Origin of the sequence: Aureibaculum flavum (genome assembly GCF_016406085.1) — a bacterium.
Lineage (GTDB): Bacteria > Bacteroidota > Bacteroidia > Flavobacteriales > Flavobacteriaceae > Aureibaculum > Aureibaculum flavum.
In genome coordinates, this window is the sequence record NZ_JAEHFJ010000014.1 from 84,292 (window position 1) to 102,419 (window position 18,128).

General features: G+C 31.4%; 20 protein-coding genes. 4 read left to right on the forward strand and 16 right to left on the reverse strand.

All coding sequences use genetic code 11. From position 1 onward, the window contains the following. Positions 1–71: 71 nt before the first annotated feature. The 7 genes from JBL43_RS19045 to rsfS are packed head-to-tail and all read right to left on the reverse strand — an operon-like array spanning position 72 to position 5,492. The gene (locus tag JBL43_RS19045) at positions 72–686 is read right to left on the reverse strand and encodes a YceI family protein (protein ID WP_198842955.1); all 615 of its coding nucleotides are present in this window, start codon (positions 684–686) and stop codon (positions 72–74) included. 2 nt (positions 687–688) lie between these two features. Further along, positions 689–958 carry an acyl-CoA-binding protein gene (locus JBL43_RS19050; protein WP_198842956.1) on the reverse strand — a complete coding sequence of 90 codons (270 nt, stop codon included), beginning with the start codon at positions 956–958 and terminating at the stop codon, positions 689–691. Beyond that, positions 951–1,604, reverse strand: coding sequence for a phosphatidylserine decarboxylase family protein (locus tag JBL43_RS19055; RefSeq protein ID WP_198842957.1), 654 nt, complete (start codon positions 1,602–1,604; stop codon positions 951–953). Before JBL43_RS19055 ends, JBL43_RS19050 begins: the two co-directional genes overlap by 8 nt. An 11-nt stretch (positions 1,605–1,615) precedes the next feature. Further along, the gene (locus JBL43_RS19060; protein WP_198842958.1) at positions 1,616–2,410 is read right to left on the reverse strand and encodes a phosphatidate cytidylyltransferase; all 795 of its coding nucleotides are present in this window, start codon (positions 2,408–2,410) and stop codon (positions 1,616–1,618) included. A gap of 1 nt (position 2,411) precedes the next feature. Continuing rightward, positions 2,412–3,008, reverse strand: coding sequence for a hypothetical protein (locus JBL43_RS19065; protein WP_198842959.1), 597 nt, complete (start codon positions 3,006–3,008; stop codon positions 2,412–2,414). Positions 3,009–3,049: 41 nt separating this feature from the next. Next, on the reverse strand, positions 3,050–5,095 hold the full coding sequence (gene ftsH, locus JBL43_RS19070; protein ID WP_198842960.1) for an ATP-dependent zinc metalloprotease FtsH: 2,046 nt from the start codon (positions 5,093–5,095) through the stop codon (positions 3,050–3,052). Between the two features lie 31 nt (positions 5,096–5,126). Further along, positions 5,127–5,492 carry a ribosome silencing factor gene (gene rsfS / locus JBL43_RS19075; protein WP_117885255.1) on the reverse strand — a complete coding sequence of 122 codons (366 nt, stop codon included), beginning with the start codon at positions 5,490–5,492 and terminating at the stop codon, positions 5,127–5,129. 117 nt (positions 5,493–5,609) lie between these two features. Between rsfS and JBL43_RS19080 the strand changes: the two genes are divergently transcribed. Further along, positions 5,610–6,341 carry a biotin--[acetyl-CoA-carboxylase] ligase gene (locus JBL43_RS19080; protein WP_198842961.1) on the forward strand — a complete coding sequence of 244 codons (732 nt, stop codon included), beginning with the start codon at positions 5,610–5,612 and terminating at the stop codon, positions 6,339–6,341. Positions 6,342–6,346: 5 nt separating this feature from the next. Here the strand turns inward: JBL43_RS19080 and JBL43_RS19085 are convergent, their stop codons facing one another. Together JBL43_RS19085 and pyrE are read right to left on the reverse strand one after the other, a co-directional pair. Beyond that, positions 6,347–6,736 carry an SRPBCC family protein gene (locus tag JBL43_RS19085; protein WP_198842962.1) on the reverse strand — a complete coding sequence of 130 codons (390 nt, stop codon included), beginning with the start codon at positions 6,734–6,736 and terminating at the stop codon, positions 6,347–6,349. A 33-nt stretch (positions 6,737–6,769) separates the two neighbouring features. After that, entirely contained in the window at positions 6,770–7,411 is a 642-nt protein-coding gene (gene pyrE / locus JBL43_RS19090) for an orotate phosphoribosyltransferase (RefSeq protein ID WP_198842963.1), read from the reverse strand. 41 nt (positions 7,412–7,452) lie between these two features. On the opposite strand from pyrE, the gene JBL43_RS20315 reads away from it, so the two are divergent. After that, a complete protein-coding gene (locus JBL43_RS20315; RefSeq protein WP_198842964.1) occupies positions 7,453–8,034 on the forward strand; it encodes an NUDIX hydrolase in 582 nt (193 codons plus the stop codon). A 155-nt stretch (positions 8,035–8,189) separates the two neighbouring features. Here JBL43_RS20315 and JBL43_RS19100 read toward each other — a convergent pair whose 3' ends face one another. Continuing rightward, a complete protein-coding gene (locus tag JBL43_RS19100) occupies positions 8,190–9,920 on the reverse strand; it encodes a M14 family metallopeptidase (RefSeq protein ID WP_198842965.1) in 1,731 nt (576 codons plus the stop codon). A 97-nt stretch (positions 9,921–10,017) separates the two neighbouring features. Here JBL43_RS19100 and JBL43_RS19105 point away from each other — a divergent pair, with 97 nt between their 5' ends. Beyond that, positions 10,018–11,889: a SulP family inorganic anion transporter gene (locus tag JBL43_RS19105; RefSeq protein ID WP_198842966.1), complete on the forward strand. Its 1,872-nt coding sequence runs from the start codon at positions 10,018–10,020 to the stop codon at positions 11,887–11,889. 51 nt (positions 11,890–11,940) lie between these two features. Here JBL43_RS19105 and JBL43_RS19110 read toward each other — a convergent pair whose 3' ends face one another. Continuing rightward, positions 11,941–12,153 (reverse strand): YgaP-like transmembrane domain, encoded by a 213-nt coding sequence (locus JBL43_RS19110; protein WP_198842967.1) that lies wholly within the window; start codon positions 12,151–12,153, stop codon positions 11,941–11,943. 484 nt (positions 12,154–12,637) lie between these two features. On the opposite strand from JBL43_RS19110, the gene JBL43_RS19115 reads away from it, so the two are divergent. After that, on the forward strand, positions 12,638–13,060 hold the full coding sequence (locus tag JBL43_RS19115; RefSeq protein ID WP_198842968.1) for a secondary thiamine-phosphate synthase enzyme YjbQ: 423 nt from the start codon (positions 12,638–12,640) through the stop codon (positions 13,058–13,060). A gap of 18 nt (positions 13,061–13,078) precedes the next feature. Here JBL43_RS19115 and JBL43_RS19120 read toward each other — a convergent pair whose 3' ends face one another. The 5 genes from JBL43_RS19120 to thrS all read right to left on the reverse strand — a co-directional run bounded on the left by JBL43_RS19120 (position 13,079) and on the right by thrS (position 17,287). Beyond that, positions 13,079–13,900 (reverse strand): HAD family hydrolase, encoded by an 822-nt coding sequence (locus JBL43_RS19120; RefSeq protein ID WP_198842969.1) that lies wholly within the window; start codon positions 13,898–13,900, stop codon positions 13,079–13,081. 155 nt (positions 13,901–14,055) lie between these two features. Then, on the reverse strand, positions 14,056–14,400 hold the full coding sequence (gene rplT, locus JBL43_RS19125; protein WP_117885274.1) for a 50S ribosomal protein L20: 345 nt from the start codon (positions 14,398–14,400) through the stop codon (positions 14,056–14,058). A 104-nt stretch (positions 14,401–14,504) separates the two neighbouring features. Further along, positions 14,505–14,702, reverse strand: coding sequence for a 50S ribosomal protein L35 (gene rpmI, locus JBL43_RS19130; protein ID WP_117885276.1), 198 nt, complete (start codon positions 14,700–14,702; stop codon positions 14,505–14,507). Positions 14,703–14,770: 68 nt separating this feature from the next. Beyond that, positions 14,771–15,286 carry a translation initiation factor IF-3 gene (gene infC / locus JBL43_RS19135; protein ID WP_262511833.1) on the reverse strand — a complete coding sequence of 172 codons (516 nt, stop codon included), beginning with the start codon at positions 15,284–15,286 and terminating at the stop codon, positions 14,771–14,773. A gap of 51 nt (positions 15,287–15,337) precedes the next feature. Beyond that, entirely contained in the window at positions 15,338–17,287 is a 1,950-nt protein-coding gene (thrS, locus tag JBL43_RS19140) for a threonine--tRNA ligase (RefSeq protein WP_198842970.1), read from the reverse strand. Positions 17,288–18,128: the final 841 nt, after the last annotated feature.

Genomic DNA, 18,128 nt, shown 5'->3' on the forward strand with positions numbered 1-18,128 from the left:
TTGAATAAAAAAAATGCTCTGAGATAATTAATTATCTCAGAGCATTTTTTTCGTTTTTGTATTAAAATATTTTACTCTTTTTTCAAATTTATGGCTGCACTAATTCCTACTTCACTCCATGTTTTACTTACACCATCAGGTCCCTTATGCAATTCAAAACATGCCTTGCTTATTGATTCTAAAGCAGATTGAGCTTTAAAATCTTCTAAATTCAAAGAACCCTCTAATTCAACTAATTGACCACTTGAAGTATAAGTAACAGGAACTTTATGCTGTACTCCATTCATTTTTAGATCTACGTTACCTGTACCGTCTTGTTTCAAGTTTAAAGTACCTGTTAAAGATACAGTCGCATCCATTACCCCAAAAAACAAGGTTTTTAATTTTGAGTCTCTAATAGAATCTTTAGAAAATAAACTGCTTACTGGTATATCAAAAGTAGTACCATCTAAGGCACCCACAGCTGTGGTATCATTCTTAACATTGCCTAGTACAATTTCTTGAAAAACACCATGTACCGCGACTTTATCAGTAGTTTTATAACCAGTCCAATTTACAGTGATGGTTTTAGATTCAATCGAAAATTTAGCAGGTGTTTCTTCTTTAACTTCTTTTTTACAAGAAATAGCACTTATACTTAGTACTACACCTAAAATTACTACGGATAATTTTTTTGTTAAATTCATTATTAATTTATTTTTTGATTTGTTATTTTTTCAACTAATTCAATATATTTTTCTTTAGCTTCATCAATACTTAAATTTTTAATTTGAAACCATGCATTTAGTTTAAAGGCATTTTTTAAAGGAATACCTTCAGTAGGTTGCTTAAAATTGCCACCTTTTGTTGCTTGCTTATAATAGGCATAAAACATTAGCATAGTGTCTGGTGGAATTCTTTGTGTCATTGCTGAGGCAATATCAAAAGCAGCTATAAATCTTTCATCAAGTTTAGACATAAGTTGCTATTACGGTTTCTCCTCCTTTAACTTTATCATTTATAGATACATTAATTTCCATATCTAAGGGTACAAAAATATCGACTCTAGATCCAAATTTGATAAATCCGGAATCTTTACCCTGTATTGCATTATCATTCTCTTTGGCATAATTAACAATCCGTCTTGCCATGGCACCAGCTATTTGTCTAAACAAAATTTTACCAACGGTTCTATTTTCAACAACTACAGTTGTTCTCTCATTATCTGTCGATGATTTTGGATGCCAAGCCACTAAATACTTACCAGGGTGGTATTTACTGTAAATTATTTTACCACCAATAGGATATCTTGTAACATGCACATTTAAAGGTGACATAAATATAGAAATCTGTCTACGTTTATCTTTGAAAAATTCGTTTTCTTCAACTTCTTCAATAACGACAACCTTCCCATCTACAGCGGCAATAATTTGATTGTCATTTTCTGTAGTGTGTCTTTTAGGGTTTCTAAAAAACTGTAATATTAAAACAAACAGAATTAAAAAAATAACCATAATGGATGTTCTCAACCATTCAACATGAATTAAATTATCAACCAATAAAATAATACCTGCAAAAATAAGCATTGAAATCATGATTATTTTATATCCTTCTTTATGAAACATTTTTATAATTATTAAGTGATGATATGTAAATATACGTAAACGAAAGGTGCAGCAAAAATAATACTATCCAGGCGATCTAAAAATCCACCATGCCCAGGAATAAAATTGCTACTATCTTTTATGCCTGCTTCTCTTTTAAATTTAGATTCTATTAAGTCGCCTAAAAGTCCAAAACCAAAGACTATAAAAGCAATAATAATCCAATGTATTAGAGCAATATTAGTTAAGTATAATGATATGATATAGCCACCAATTAAAGCTGCTACCAATCCACCTAAGGCACCTTCAACAGTTTTGTTTGGAGAAACTTTTTTGTACAATTTTGTTTTACCAATAGTACTGCCCACTAAATATGCAAAAGTATCACTAATCCATATTAAAACAAAAACACTCAAAATAATTTTTGGATGGTATTCGCCATCAATAAAAGGAACTTGTATGAGCATTGCAAAAGGCAACGCTACATATGCCAATGCTAAAAAGTAATGTCCGAGTTTACTAGACGTTAATGTTATTTTAGATATAAATAGTTGGTAGATAACTGGGACAAATAAACTGGTAATGAGTAAAAAGTGTAAGTATTTTGAAACGAGAGAAGGAGTTTCAATAAAATTAAGATAAATTAAGGTAGCTACGACGAAAGTCCATTTATAGCTGAGATGTATTAGATTTTTAAATTCATAAAGACATAACATCATAAAGATGTAAAAAACGGCGTAGAAAGATTCTTTAGCATAAAGTATACTGCCGATAACTAAAGCAACGTAAATTATGCCTGATAATGCTCTGACAACAATTTCTCGCATGTTATAAATCTTCTAGTAATAGCAAATATAAGTTTTTTGCATTATTATTACCAAAGCTTAAAAAATCATCATCCACTTTTTCAGGAACATAACTTTTTATAGAACTAATGTTTGTAGGAAAATTTTTTTCATACGTTTGCCTAATACCCATCAACCCTTCGCTTTTATCTTTTACCATTTGACTGGTTTTTGCAAATACAATAAAGTAATCTGGTAAATCAACAATTTTATGATAATGAACCTGATTTGAAGAAAATAGAACACTTCCTTCATCGGATAGTAAGTGCTCACAATACGTAAAAAATGGATATTGTTTATTGATGGTAGAGGTGTTATCACTATCAACAATAGTTAAAATTTTCTTTAAGTCATTATCAAAACAGACTACATTTTCCCAATTATTTTCTTTGAGAATATTTGATAAATGTTCATTGATCTCTTCCTGATTTGAACAGTATAAAAATTTACCACCTTTATCTATAAAATTATGGACAAAAGTTTCATCTAAACCAGCTACATCTAAAACTGTTGTTTTAGAGATCGCAGTATCTTGGTCATTTTCGTGAGACGAGCTAAAAAATTTTTTAAAAAGATTCATTTACTTAGAGAGTTTCTCAAAATTATATATTTAAGAAACGATTACACTAATTCTGTTGAAATCTCACCCTCATTGTTCACATCTTTTTCGTCTTTAACTTCTTCTACTGCTTTTTTAGCTTCTTTTTTTTGTAAATCCTTTTTAGCCTTACTAACGGCTAATGGTTCTTTTGCAAATGGTCTTTCACCTAATATTTTTACTAAATCATCACCAAATATCACTTCTTTTTCTAATAAAAGTTCCGCTAAAGTAGTCAACTCTTCTTTGTGTTCAGTAAGAATTTGTATCGCTCTTTTATATTGTGTCTCAATCAAGTGAGAGATCTCTTGGTCAATCAACACAGCAGTTTCTTCACTGTAAGGTTTTGAGAAATTGTAATCTGATTGTCCTGATGAATCGTAATAGGTAATGTTACCTATTTTTTCACTTAAACCGTAAACGGTAATCATTGCCCTTGCCTGTTTTGTGATTTTTTCAAGATCGCTTAAAGCACCAGTAGAAATTTTACCGAAAATTAATTTTTCAGCAGCTCTACCACCCAAGGTTGCACACATTTCATCTAACATTTGTTCTGTTTGAACAATCATTCGTTCCTCTGGTAAATACCAGGCGGCTCCTAATGATTGACCTCTTGGTACAATAGTAACTTTTACAAGGGGAGCAGCATGTTCTAATGTCCAACTCACTGTTGCATGACCTGCTTCATGAAAAGCGATAGTTTTCTTTTCTTTTTGGGTCATTATTTTGTTTTTCTTTTCTAAACCACCAACAATTCTATCAACGGCATCTAAAAAATCTTGATGATGTACTGCCTTTTTATCTTGTCTTGCCGCTACTAATGCAGCTTCATTACAAACGTTGGCAATATCAGCACCAGAGAAACCAGGCGTCTGCTTAGCTAAGAATTCAATATCAACATCTTTTGACATTTTTAAAGGTCTAATATGAACTTCAAAAATTTCTTTACGTTCATTCATATCAGGTAGGTCTACATAAATTTGTCTATCAAATCTACCTGCACGCATTAAAGCCTTATCTAAAACGTCAGCACGGTTTGTGGCTGCTAATACAATAACATTAACATCTGTACCAAACCCATCCATTTCAGTTAATAATTGATTCAACGTGTTTTCACGTTCATCATTTCCACCTGAAAAGTTGTTTTTACCTCTTGCTCTACCAATGGCATCAATTTCATCAATAAAAATAATTGAAGGAGATTTTTGAGCCGCTTGTTTAAACAAATCTCTTACACGCGAAGCTCCTACACCCACAAACATTTCAACAAAATCTGAACCTGACAATGAAAAGAAAGGAACTTTGGCCTCACCTGCCACGGCTTTCGCCAATAATGTTTTACCTGTTCCTGGAGGGCCTACTAATAGTGCTCCTTTTGGAATTTTACCACCTAATTTCGTGTATTTATCTGGGTTTTTTAAGAAATCAACTATTTCTTGAACTTCTTCTTTTGCACCTTCAAGTCCTGCTACATCTTTAAAAGAAGTTTGTACTTTTTGATCTTGATCAAATAATTTAGCTTTAGATTTTCCAATATTAAATATTTGGCCACCTGGTCCACCACCACCACCAGATCCTGACATACGTCTCATTATGAAAATCCAAATGGCGATTATAAAGATAAAAGGAAGCCACATAAAAATACCATCCCAAACACTTGTTTCGGTAGTATTATTGGTGTCAAAATTTAAGTTATATTCGGCTTTATTAGTACTTAAGTCTTTTTCGAAATTTTGTAAATCACCAAAGTCAAAAACATATAAAGGATCTTTCGCATTATAGAAAGGACTCTTAGTTTTCTCTTTGTATTTCTCTTTTTGTAAAGCTTCAGCTTTAATAAAAACCTGTGCTACATCGTTATTAACGATAACAACTTTTTCAACGTCATTTTCCTTTAATATTTCATTAAATTCATTTTCAGTTAATTTGCTAGTAGCTAGTTCTGAGCTATTAAAAAATTGATAACCTATAATTAAAGCAAATAAAATACCATAAACCCAGTAAAAATTGAATTTAAATTTAAACTCTTTAAAGGGCTTCTTATTGTTGTTTTTTTTATCCTTACTCATTGATGCGTTCTAAAATTGTTATTGTTTGTTTTTAAGCTTCTATAGTGGTGATTTTCGCATCACCCCATAAGCTTTCAATGTCATAAAATTCTCTGATATGTTTTTGAAAAACATGAACTACAACATTTACATAATCTAATAAAATCCATTCTGCGTTAGCCTCACCTTCGATGTGCCATGGATTTTCTTTTAAGGCTTTACTGACCGTTTTTTGTACCGAGCCTGAAATTGCATTTACCTGTGTGTTTGAACCACCTTCACAAACTATAAAATAGTCTGAAACTGTATTTTCAATATCTCTTAAATCTAAAATGTTAACTTTTGCACCCTTAACCTTATCTATGCCATTAAGTATCTCTGAAATTAACTGATCGGTACTAACTTTATTTTTCGTCATTAACTGCCTTTATAATTTTGATGCAAATGTATTAATTTTATCATTAGTGATGAACTCATCTTCACATTTTGTTTTTTTACAAAAATCATAAGTTCATATTGTTATATTTGCATACATATGAAGATAGTCAAAGTTGGTGCCATAGATTCTACAAATTCTTATTTAAGAGAATTAATGAAACAATCTTCTGTTAAGGATGCCACTGTTGTGGTTGCAGAAAAACAGAACAAAGGAAAAGGGCAAGGAGATAATCAATGGTCTTCTGAAGAAGGTAAGAATCTAACATTCAGTGTATTAATAAAGTTTGAGGACTTGAAAGTAGTCCATCAGTTTATGTTAAATTATAGCATCTCAATTGCCATATATAATGTATTGAGATATTATATACCTGAAAAATTATCTGTAAAATGGCCTAACGACATTTTGTCAGCCGGTAAGAAAATATGTGGTGTTCTATCAGAATGTGTTTTAAAAAGTTCTAATGTGAGCTATGCAATTGTAGGAATTGGCTTAAATGTAAATCAAGAAAATTTTTCTGAAGATTTGTCAAATGCGACTTCATTAAAGCGGATTTTAAATAGAACTATAGATAGAGATGAACTGTTAGAAAAATTATTATTAGAAATCCAATATCAAATCATAGGGGTTAGAAAACATGAGTTTAAAAAGATAAAAAGTCAATACGAATCTATTTTATACAGAAACGGTGTTCCATCTATGTTTAAAAATGCCGATGATCAGGAATTTTTAGGAAGAATAATTGGAACTTCGCTAATGGGTAATTTAGTTGTTGAATTAGAAGACGAAAGTCTTAAGGAATTTGGTCTAAAAGAAATTAAATTTATTTAATTCAATTATAATTTTTCAATATTTTCAGTTAATGTGGTAATGAATTTTTGAATAGGGCTTTTAATCATCATAGCCACCATTGCATTAAATTGACCATCAAATAATAGTTGAACTTCACTTGAATTATCGTCAATTTTCACAATATTTCCCGTTAAGGTAAATGGAAATTTATCGCTGGTAGATCCCAGTACTACTTTACTTGAAGCTTGTTGCTCTTGAAGTTTTAATCGTATTTCTGGCATGCCCTTTAAAGAAAATAAGAAAGAATCTTCACCAACTTCAAATTTATCAGTATTCTCAGGCATAATTTGTTCGTAATTTTCAACTTTAGTTAAAAAATTAAACATTTCTTCTTGAGTCTTACTTACTATTACTTTATTTGTTTCTAAATTCATTTTTCTTATTTAAAATTTTTATTCTAAAGAGTACTACCCGTTCCATTCACTTGGTTTCATTCTCCATTGCTGTAGCGTAAATTGATCTTCTTCTGCCACATATTCTCTCGCTACTGCTTGTTCAATCAACGTGTCATAATCGCTTATCGTTGTTAATTCTACATTTGCATCCGCAAAATTTTGAACAGCAACATCAAAACCATAACTAAATATGGCAACCATACCCTTTACATTAACTTGTTGCTCTCGTAAAGCTTCAACTGCTTTAAGGCTGCTACCACCTGTACTTATTAAATCCTCAACAACAACTACTGATTGATGCTTATCAATTTGTCCTTCTATTTGATTTTGTCTACCATGTTTTTTTGCCTCTGGTCGTACATATATAAAAGGTAACCCCAATTCTTGTGCCACTAATGCTCCAATGGCTATTGCACCCGTTGCAACACCAGCAATAGCATCTGGTTTACCGTATTTTTCATCTATTATTTTAGATAAAACTTCTCTAATATAAGTTCTAACATGTACATGCGATAAAGCAATCCTATTGTCACAGTAAATAGGAGACTTCCATCCAGATGCCCATGTAAAAGGATTTTTCGGACTGAGTTTAATTGCCTTAATTTGTAATAAGAACTCAGCGGTTTCTTTAGCTTTGTTTTTTTCAAAAATCATAAGAGCAAATTTAAACAATTATTTCAATAAAATATTAATTAATGAAGACCGTATTTTTTAACAATTTTCCAATAAATTTAGTTACAGATATAAACTACCAATCTGAACGTCATTTTTTTCATAGTAAAGATATTGATGTACCATCAATTATTGATAAAATGGAAGAGGGGGTTTTGGAGGCTGTATTTATATATAATGAAGATTTTAATAGTTTATGGCAACACTTCACAACATCATTTAAAATTATTGAAGCGGGTGGAGGAAAAGTTTTTAATGATAAAAATGAAGTGCTATTTATATTTAGAAATGATAAATGGGATTTACCTAAGGGGAAAATTGAAAAAGGTGAAACTATTGAAGAGGCTGCTATTAGGGAAGTGGAAGAGGAGACCGGTGTTGAAAAACTTAAAATTTCAGAGCAATTAGAAACAACCTTTCATATTTATAAACACAAAAAGAAATATGTGTTAAAAGTGAGTTATTGGTTTAAAATGACTTCTGATTTTAAAGGAGAACTCTTTCCTCAATTAGAAGAAGGGATTACCAAAGTTGTATGGTTGTCTGATGCTGAAGCAGAAAAAGCTTTACAAAACACCTATAATAATATAAAATTGCTTTTTTAAATTGAATTCGTACCAATAAGACTGCGACAGATGATGTTCAATGCTATAAGTAATTGAGTATCGAGAACAAGAAGTTGGAAAAAATATATTTTTCTTGATTCATTGAAGGGACGGAGCTAGCGAAAATCAATCGTATGTATCTATTTTACTAACAACTAAAATCGATAAATGGGATATTCCATATGTGCTTTTTCATAATAATCACTGTGAGTGTGAATCCATTTTAATTGTGCATACCAATTGTTTGCAAAATTATCGTCGTTCGCTCTTTTATCTTCAAACGTCTTTTTTAAGGCGGAATTAGTATCTAATATTTCTTTAGCTAAATCTTCCCAAACATAGGGGGAAAAGCCTTCTTTTTGTTGTAAAATGGTATCGAAAAAGTTCCAATTAAAAAAAGAATCAGGACCTTGAGGTTCTAAAGTTTCTAATAAATAACGTACGCCAGGTTGATTGGTATAAACTAAATAATCACCAGATTTGAAAGTCATATCTTTTCTTTTAGATTCAATTGAAGTATTATAATGTTGATAATGCCCTTCATATGCAGATTTTCTAGTGTTGTATTCCAAAATACGATACGATTCAACATTAAATGTGGTGTCCTTATCAATAGCCTTCATTTTTATGTTATTTATTTTTAAGAGATCAATAACATTATACCAACCTTGTGGTATGATATAACCTTTGGGTATTGCTATTTCTGTAGTTGGTTTAAAATAATTTTGATAAGTAATTTTTTTGGTAAACGGCTTACTTCTATCATATTTTAACCTGAGTTTTCCAGTAATTTCACTTGGAATCATTTTACCTTCAAAGCCTTTAAAGTTTAACGTAGAAGTCTGGGTTGTATCAACTTCCCAATTTAAAGGATAGTTTTTTTGCTGGAGTATGGTTTTATAATAATCCCGTCGTATAGTCTTAATTTCGGTACTATTTTCCTCCATAATGGCTAGCATACTTTTCATTAATTCATAAGTACCCTCAACACGTTGTTTATAAGGTTTTAACATATGCGTTTCTACCATCATTCCTAAGGTATTAAATAATGTAGTATACCCGGTAGAATAGCGTGGATAATCCATAAATTGAGAAAAACCTTTTTCAGGAGTACTATTAAAAACATTTACATAAGGGGTAATATCCCATTTTTTTTCGGAAAGCTTTTTCTCCAATTCAGGCATCATTTTAGAATGTATGTAGTTTCCCAAGCTACCCCCTAATTTATTGTGTTGTGTAAATAAGTGCGTAAGTGAATATTGGTAATCGGCACCATTACTAACGTGGTTATCAATAAAAACATCAGGATTAACTATATGAAATATTTTTGCAAACGTTTTAGCGTTTTTAGTGTCATTTTTTATAAAATCCCTATTCAGGTCAAAGTTTCTGGCATTACCTCTAAATCCATAAGCCTTCGGACCATTTTGATTCGTTCTACTATGTGAATTTCTATTAAGACTTCCCCCTACATTATAAATTGGAATGGTTACCAAAATAACATTTTTTGGAACTTTAATTTTACCTTGAACAATGTCTCTATAAAGCATCATGGTGGCATCGATGCCATCACTTTCACCGGGATGAATACCATTATTTATAAGTAATACGGTCTTATTTTCTTTTATCTCTAAAAAATCAAATTCTTTATCAGGATTTAAAATAGCAATATGTAATGGTTTTCCTGAATCTGTCTGGCCAATTTCTTGAAGCTGTATTTCAGAATATCTATCTGCTAAGTCTGAATAAAACTGTATTGTTTGTTTGTATGTTGCCGTTTCTGTTCCGTTACTTTTTTCGAAAGTAGTTATAAAATCATTTTTAGTTTGACTGACAACTAAAATAGAGAAGTGAATACATAAAAAAACAAGATAGATTTTTTTCATTGAATACGTTTTATAGGTCAAACTTAATGAAAATATTACTATATACTATTGTCTATCTTTAGATTAACTGTACTTTTGCCGCTTCAAAATTATAGCCATGACTGAATTTATTAGAAAAAGAGCAGCAAATGCAAAGAATGATATTTTAAGTGGACTTACAGTAGCACTAGCTTTGGTGCCAGAAGCAGTAGCCTTTGCCTTTGTAGCTGGTGTTGATCCTTTAGTAGGGCTGTATGCAGCGTTTATGATCGGGTTAATTACGGCCATTTTTGGAGGTAGACCGGGTATGATTTCCGGAGCAACAGGAGCTTTAGCAGTAGTTATGGTAACGTTAGTTGCTAAAGGGAATGCCATGGGGAGTCCCGATGAAGAGTTAGGCTTGTATTACCTTTTTGCTACTGTTATCTTAATGGGAATTATACAAATGATGGCCGGATTATTTAAATTAGGTAAGTTTGTTAGATTGATTCCACACCCTGTAATGATGGGGTTTGTTAATGGTCTGGCAATCGTTATATTCTTGTCTCAGTTGGGTATGTTTAAGGAGAACATTAAGGATATTTATGGTAATAATATGATTAAAACAGAGTCGGTAGAAAAAATTATGACAATTACCGATAATCAAGTATACGATGGTAATACAGGTAAATTACTCTTTGTAAAAGATAATAATCAGTTATTAGATGCTGATAGCAATGCCTTAAGATATAATATAAGTGATGGTCAAGTGTTTGATGCTTCAAACAATGAGGTGAGATTTAACCTTGAAAATTCGGCTATATATTCAATTGAGAAAAAAGGATTTGCGAAACAGTGGATTCCTAGTAAAGAATTAATGTGGATGTCAGGGTTAGTGTTGTTAACGATGTTATTAATGTTTGGATTACCTAAAATATCTAAAAAAATACCTGATGGTTTGGTGGCAATTTTAGTAGTATCAGCAATTGCTATCTTCGGAAAATTAGATGTTGCCACAGTGGGTAGCTTTATTGCCGATGGAGGTGGAGAAGGTTTAAAAGGTGGTTTGCCAAAATTTCAATTTGATATATTTAATAAAGTTCCATTTACTTGGGAAACCTTTGTGTTTATTGGCCCTTATGCGTTGATTTTAGCAGCTATTGGTTTAATAGAATCTCTAATGACATTAAACTTGGTTGATGAATTAACTGAAACTAGAGGGAATTCAAATCGCGAATGTTTAGCACAAGGTGGAGCAAATATAGTTACTGGATTTTTTGGTGGTATGGGAGGTTGTGCCATGATTGGTCAATCTATTATAAATATAAAAGGAGGCGGTCGCGGTAGATTGTCAGGTATTGTTGCCGCATTGGCCTTGTTAGGCTTTATTCTATTTGCATCTGGTTTAATTGAACAAGTTCCTATTGCTGCCTTAGTTGGAGTTATGTTTATGGTAGTTATTGGTACGTTTGCTTGGTCTAGTTTTAGAATATTAAACAAAATTCCAGTGAGTGATTTAATTGTACTGATTCTTGTATCAGGTCTTACGGTAATTTTCGATTTAGCCATTGCAGTAATTGCGGGTGTAATTGTAAGTGCCTTAGTATTTTCTTGGGAAAATGCCAAACGTATACGTGCCCGGAAACGTATGAAACAAGACGGTACTAAAACATATGAAATTTGGGGTCCATTATTCTTTGGAAGTATTCAAGAGTTTACCAATAAATTTGATGTTAAAAATGATCCAGAAAAGGTAGAAATTGATTTTGTGGAATCACGTATTAGCGATCATTCTGCGTTAGAGGCTGTATTTAATTTAGTAAATAAGTATGAGGCTGCTGGTAAACAAATTCAACTAAAGCATTTAAGTGAAGATTGTAAAGAGCTCCTTTACAAATCAAATCCTAAATTCCGAGAAGTTATTGTAGAAGATATAGACGATCCACGTTATCACTTAGCAGCAGATCCAGAAAGATTTACTAAAGGGCTAGGGGAGTATGACAATTTATAATACTAAACAAAAAAAATACCCATCTTGGATGGGTATTTTTTTTGTTTAGTATTATTTCAAATCCTTGTCTTTGTAAGTTGAAATACCAAAAATTTCGTAAACAGGACTGAAACTCACTAAGCTTGATAACAATGCAATTCCTCCCAAAAGTAATAGAATTAAACCAATAGTACCTGTAACTGTTTTGGAGAAGTAAAGAGTTGTCATTACAATAAAAATTATGATTCTGATAATTCTATCAATTTTACCTAAATTTTTAGTCATAATTTAATTATTATTAATATTTGTTCTTATTTCAGACGTACGCTGTCACTTAAACTTTCAATCGTAAAATCATTGATACATATACACTCTGGTGTAACTTTAGTCGCCGTTACAAAATTTTAATATCATTTGTTAGTCGTTTTAATTTATTTTCTAATTTCTTTATATTTCTGCTAATCACAGCTCTTACTTTACCTAAATACTTAATTATTTATAATGAGATATTTTACAAGTTAAGTCTTTTACATCTTTTAAGTATATAAACTATACAGACATAAAAACGAGACTGAAATAAACTATTGCCTTTATTTTTCTTCTAGTCTCAATAATTATTAAAAGCTTTTATCTATTATATGTGTGAATTTAACAATTAATATTTAAAAAGGAACAATTTATAAGTGTAATTTTAGCACAAATAAATTATGGACTCAATAACCTATTAATTCAGTTAATATTTTTAAATTAATAAAATCAAATAGAGACTATGAAAACCTATCAAAAAGAACTGATGTTACCACCTAAAAAGCGGGGTTTTCATATCATTACGGATATAGTTGTTCAAGAGTTTCCAGAGCTTAAGCAAATAAAAGTTGGAATGTTACAGGTATTTATAAAACATACTTCGGCAAGTTTAACGATTAACGAAAATGCAGATCCTACAGTAAGACAAGATTTTGAAAGTCATTTTAATAAAACGGTACCAGAAAATGCACCATTTTATATACATACCTATGAAGGTGCTGATGATATGCCAGCTCATATTAAAACCTCTTTATTAGGAGCTTCAGTACAAATTCCTATAACTGATGGAAAATTAAATTTGGGAATATGGCAGGGTATATATCTTTGTGAGCATCGCAATTATGCTAATTCAAGATCCATTGTTATTACTGCTTTTGGGAATTGACATTTCGAATGGTGAGGTCTAAAGCCTACCATTACTCTTTAACTTTGCTTGCAGTAATTGTTCTAAAACTATTTCCACTCCTTGTTCCAGATTACTTTTAGTTAAAAAATTAGCGACCTCTTTTACATTTGGATGAGCATTTTCCATGGCATAACTAAAATGTGCCAATGCAAGCATTTCTAAATCATTATTGTAGTCACCAAAAACCATAGTTTCAGCTTTAGTAACTCCCATACTTTGCTGTAAATGACTAAGAGCATATCCCTTGTTAGCATTTAAGTCTGAGATATCTAGCCAGTTTTGGCCTGATACTTTTATTTTTAACTCACGCTCTAGATGCTGAAGTTTAGGATATAAAAACGTTTCTGAAGAATTAAAATGGTAAACGGCAATTTTAAGAATGTCATCATCTGTTACTTCAGTAAGGTCTTTGACAATTTCATAGGTATTATAAAACTCATCAAATAGGGAAATGAATGATTGATCTTCAGTTTCAATATAAGCTCTTTTTTTACCGCATAGTACAATGTAACCTCCCACAATTTGACGTATCAAAGGAATAAGATGTTGTATTTTTTCATCAGGTAAGTGTGTCAACATAATTTCTGTGTTACCTTGCATAGCAATACCACCATTTTCAGCTATTATAGTAATATCATCCTTTATTGTTTCTAATTTGGCGGTCATACTTTGGTATTGCCTGCCACTCGCGGCAACGAAATGTATATAACCTTTTAATTCTTGATATAGGCTGAAAAAACGAGGACTAACTTCGTGATTAGCATTTAACAATGTGCCGTCCATATCAGTCACTACCAGTTTTACTTTAGATAAATCCATTATTATAATTTTAATACAAAATTAAGCTTCTTGATGAAGCTATCGTTAATTTAGAAATATAATTTATAACTTAATAGTAGCAATAAATATACAACTGGAACAAAAAAAATCCCGAACGTTAGTTCGGGATTTTCAATAAGTAAGAATATTGTTATTTATTTAACTTTATCTACAACTGCTTTAAAAGCATCAGGATGATTCATTGCTAAATCAGCCAATACTTTTCTGTTTAACTCAATATTATTGGCTTTTACTTTACCCATAAATTGAGAATAAGACATACCGTGTTGACGAGCACCAGCATTAATACGCTGAATCCACAATCCTCTAAAGTTACGTTTATTGTTTTTTCTATCACGGTAAGAATAAGACATTGCTTTTTCTACCGCATTTTTAGCTACTGTGTAAACGTTTTTACGTCTTCCAAAATAACCTTTTGCTTGTTTTAATATTTTTTTTCTACGAGCTCTTTTAGCTACTGAATTTACCGATCTTGGCATAATTTTAATTGTTTTTTGTATCAGGCAGTCTTTATTGAAGACATTTTATAAGCACTAATACATGGTTAATAATAATTACCTATATACTTAACTTGCGATTAAGTCTATTTTAATTTTAACATTTTCAACACGTTCATTTTATCCGCTTTGTGTACCAAACCAGAATGTGTTAATTTAAGCTTACGCTTTTTAGATTTCTTAGTTAAGATGTGACTCTTAAAAGCGTGCTTTCTTTTAATTTTACCAGTACCAGTTAGCTTAAAGCGTTTTTTGGCACTAGACTTTGTTTTCATTTTAGGCATTGTCTCCTACTTTTATATTTATTCTTACTTACTTTCTAAACTCTGTGATTGTTGCAATTGATACGAAACTATTTCTTTTTCGGTGCAATGAACATTGTCATACGCTTACCTTCCAATCGCGGTAATTGCTCTACCTTTCCATATTCTTCTAAGTCTGTGGCTAATTTTAATAATAAAATTTCACCTTGATCTTTGTAAACAATAGATCGACCTTTAAAAAATACATATGCTTTAAGTTTAGCACCTTCGCTTAAAAACTTAATGGCATGTTTCTTTTTGAAATCGTAATCATGGTCATCGGTATTCGGACCAAATCGAATTTCTTTCATTACAACTTTACTCGCTTTTGCTTTTAATGCTTTTTCGCGTTTTTTCTGTTCGTATAAAAACTTCTTGTAGTCTATTACCTTACAAACGGGCGGAGACGCATTGGGAGATATCTCCACAAGATCTAGTTCTAGCTCTTCAGCAATTTTCTTTGCTTGAGCTAAAGGATAAACTCCTATTTCTACGTTATCTCCAACTAAACGAACTTCTTGAGCTCGAATGTTACCGTTTATGCGATGTGCATCTTCTTTTTGTATTCTCCAAGGTTTTCTACCCCCTTTTCTACGTATTGCTATGACTGTAAATTTTTAATTAAACTTAAACTCCTGTAATGTACTATTTATTTCTTTACTAACCAAGGAAGAAAACGCTTCTATGGTCATTTTTCCTAAATCTTCGCCTCCGTGTTTTCTCACAGAAATCGTTTCTGTATTTTCTTCATCTTCTCCGATGATAATCATAAACGGAATTTTAGTTACTTCAGCATCTCTAATCTTTTTACCCGTCTTTTCATTTCTATCATCAATCAAGCCGCGAATTTCGTAATTTTCCAGCAATTGTAAAACTTTTTTGCTATATTTTTCATATTTCTCACTGATTGGTAATAAAATAACTTGCTCAGGCATAAGCCACAGTGGAAAGTTGCCTCCTGTGTGTTCTAATAATAAAGCAATAAACCTTTCCATAGATCCAAATGGTGCTCTATGTATCATTACAGGTCTATGTAATTGGTTATCAGCTCCCTTATAGGTCAAATCAAAGCGTTTAGGTAAATTATAGTCTACCTGAATGGTTCCCAATTGCCAGCTTCTTCCTAGAGCATCTTTAACCATAAAGTCTAATTTCGGCCCATAAAAAGCTGCTTCACCCTCTACAATAACATAATCCAAACCTTTATCTTTAGCAGCATTAATTATTGCTTGCTCAGCTATTTCCCAAGTTTCAACATCACCAATGTACTTATCTAAGTTATCCATATCTCTAATGGAAACTTGCGTAGAAAAGTTTTCAAAACCTAAACAACTGAATACATATAATACAAGATCAATAACATTTTTAAACTCCTGGTCTAATTGCTCAGGCGTACAGAAAATATGAGCATCATCTTGTGTAAAACCTCTAACTCGAGTTAATCCGTGTAATTCACCACTTTGCTCATACCTATATACGGTACCAAATTCAGCAAAACGTTTCGGTAAGTCTTTGTAAGAATAAGGTTTGGTATTGAAAATTTCACAATGATGTGGACAATTCATGGGTTTTAACAAAAACTCTTCATCTTCTTTCGGGGTATGTATAGGTTGAAAACTGTCTTCACCATACTTAGCATAATGGCCCGAAGTTACATACAGCTCTTTTTGCCCTATATGTGGTGTTATCACCATTTCATAACCTGCTTTCTTTTGTGCTTTTTTAAGGAAGTTTTCTAATCTTTCACGTAAAGCAGCTCCTTTTGGTAACCATAAAGGTAAACCTTGCCCCACCTTTTGCGAAAAAGTGAAAAGCTCAAGTTCTTTACCTAATTTTCTATGGTCACGTTTTTTTGCTTCTTCAAGTAAATGTAAATACTCAGTAAGTTCTTTCTGTTTAGGAAAAGAAATTCCATAAACACGAGTCAATTGTTTATTCTTTTCATCACCTCTCCAATACGCACCCGCAACACTCATTATTTTTACAGCTTTTATAAAACCTGTATTTGGTATGTGACCACCACGACATAAATCTGTAAAGTCGGCATGATCGCAAAAGGTAATCTCACCATCAGTTAAATTTTCAATCAACTCTACCTTAAATTCATTATGTTGTTCCTTATAGTATTGTAAGGCATCAGCTTTTGAAATCGCACGTAATTTGAATTCAAATTTTTGACGTGCAAATTCAATCATTTTATCTTCTATCTTCTTAAAGTCATTGTCAGATAAAGTGTCATCACCAAAATCAATGTCATAATAAAATCCATTTTCAATAGCAGGACCAATAGTAAGCTTTGCATTAGGATAAAAATTAAGTATTGCCTGTGCTAAAAGGTGAGCTGAAGAATGCCAAAATGCTTTTTTTCCTTCAGAATCCTTCCACGTATATAAAAGTAATGAGCCATCTTCAGTAAGTTCTGTTGAAGTTTCAACAGTTACATTATTAAATTTAGCAGAAATAACGTTTCTAGCAAAGCCTTCACTGATACTTTTGGCAACATCCATTGGAGTGCTATTTTTAGCAACTTCCTTAATTGAACCATCTGGTAATGTAATTTTAATCATATATATAATGTAAATAAGTTTACAAAGATATTAGAAAAGTCATTCTTGTACAATATAATGTCGTTTATTATTTGGGTGTTCCCTAAAACCATCACTAATACCTTTCCGTTTAAGTAAGTGTGTATACATATATAAGGTATGTGTAATTTATTTATTCTCAGGTTTCAGGGGCAGGCTTTCCGCTGTATCTTTTTATTATAAATAATATGAAGCGTTTTATAATCTAAAACTCCATATTTATTGCAATTGTATACACTATATATAATGGTAACATAAAAAGGATGACGCTTTAATCCTTAACACAAGAGCATAAACAGTGTAACTAATTCTCGGTTTTATGGGTGCAGGTTTTCGGCTGTATCTTTTTATTATGAATGATATGAGGTGTTTTATAATCTAAAAACTCCATATTTAATGTGATTGTGTACACTATATATAATAGTAATATTAAAAGAATGACACTTAATCCTTAACACAAGACCATAAACAGTGTAGCTAATTCTCGGTTTTATGTGAGCAGGCTTTCCGCCGTATCTTTTTATTATAAATAATATGAGACGTTTTATAATCTGAAAACTCCATATTTAACGCAATTGTATACACTATATATAATGATAACATAAAAAGGTTGACGCTTTAATCCTTAACACAACACTAAAAATAGTGTAAGTTATAAAATTTTAAAAAATAATTACACACCTAAAACCTTGATGCTAAACAAGGTGAAAATTAAATAGAATTTTTATTAAAATATTTGTGTTTTTATGTTGTTAGATAATAAAAAGAGGTGTATGTTTGCACCCGCAATTGAGAGGGGTATATGATGAGAGTTAGTTGCGAT

Coding starts and splice junctions, on each gene's coding strand:
- JBL43_RS19045 (WP_198842955.1), bottom strand. CDS start 686: ATGAATTTAACAAAAAAATTATCCGTAGTAATTTTAGGTGTAGTACTA.
- JBL43_RS19050 (WP_198842956.1), bottom strand. CDS start 958: ATGTCTAAACTTGATGAAAGATTTATAGCTGCTTTTGATATTGCCTCA.
- JBL43_RS19055 (WP_198842957.1), bottom strand. CDS start 1,604: ATGTTTCATAAAGAAGGATATAAAATAATCATGATTTCAATGCTTATT.
- JBL43_RS19060 (WP_198842958.1), bottom strand. CDS start 2,410: ATGCGAGAAATTGTTGTCAGAGCATTATCAGGCATAATTTACGTTGCT.
- JBL43_RS19065 (WP_198842959.1), bottom strand. CDS start 3,008: ATGAATCTTTTTAAAAAATTTTTTAGCTCGTCTCACGAAAATGACCAA.
- ftsH (WP_198842960.1), bottom strand. CDS start 5,095: ATGAGTAAGGATAAAAAAAACAACAATAAGAAGCCCTTTAAAGAGTTT.
- rsfS (WP_117885255.1), bottom strand. CDS start 5,492: ATGACGAAAAATAAAGTTAGTACCGATCAGTTAATTTCAGAGATACTT.
- JBL43_RS19080 (WP_198842961.1), top strand. CDS start 5,610: ATGAAGATAGTCAAAGTTGGTGCCATAGATTCTACAAATTCTTATTTA.
- JBL43_RS19085 (WP_198842962.1), bottom strand. CDS start 6,736: ATGAATTTAGAAACAAATAAAGTAATAGTAAGTAAGACTCAAGAAGAA.
- pyrE (WP_198842963.1), bottom strand. CDS start 7,411: ATGATTTTTGAAAAAAACAAAGCTAAAGAAACCGCTGAGTTCTTATTA.
- JBL43_RS20315 (WP_198842964.1), top strand. CDS start 7,453: ATGAAGACCGTATTTTTTAACAATTTTCCAATAAATTTAGTTACAGAT.
- JBL43_RS19100 (WP_198842965.1), bottom strand. CDS start 9,920: ATGAAAAAAATCTATCTTGTTTTTTTATGTATTCACTTCTCTATTTTA.
- JBL43_RS19105 (WP_198842966.1), top strand. CDS start 10,018: ATGACTGAATTTATTAGAAAAAGAGCAGCAAATGCAAAGAATGATATT.
- JBL43_RS19110 (WP_198842967.1), bottom strand. CDS start 12,153: ATGACTAAAAATTTAGGTAAAATTGATAGAATTATCAGAATCATAATT.
- JBL43_RS19115 (WP_198842968.1), top strand. CDS start 12,638: ATGAAAACCTATCAAAAAGAACTGATGTTACCACCTAAAAAGCGGGGT.
- JBL43_RS19120 (WP_198842969.1), bottom strand. CDS start 13,900: ATGGATTTATCTAAAGTAAAACTGGTAGTGACTGATATGGACGGCACA.
- rplT (WP_117885274.1), bottom strand. CDS start 14,400: ATGCCAAGATCGGTAAATTCAGTAGCTAAAAGAGCTCGTAGAAAAAAA.
- rpmI (WP_117885276.1), bottom strand. CDS start 14,702: ATGCCTAAAATGAAAACAAAGTCTAGTGCCAAAAAACGCTTTAAGCTA.
- thrS (WP_198842970.1), bottom strand. CDS start 17,287: ATGATTAAAATTACATTACCAGATGGTTCAATTAAGGAAGTTGCTAAA.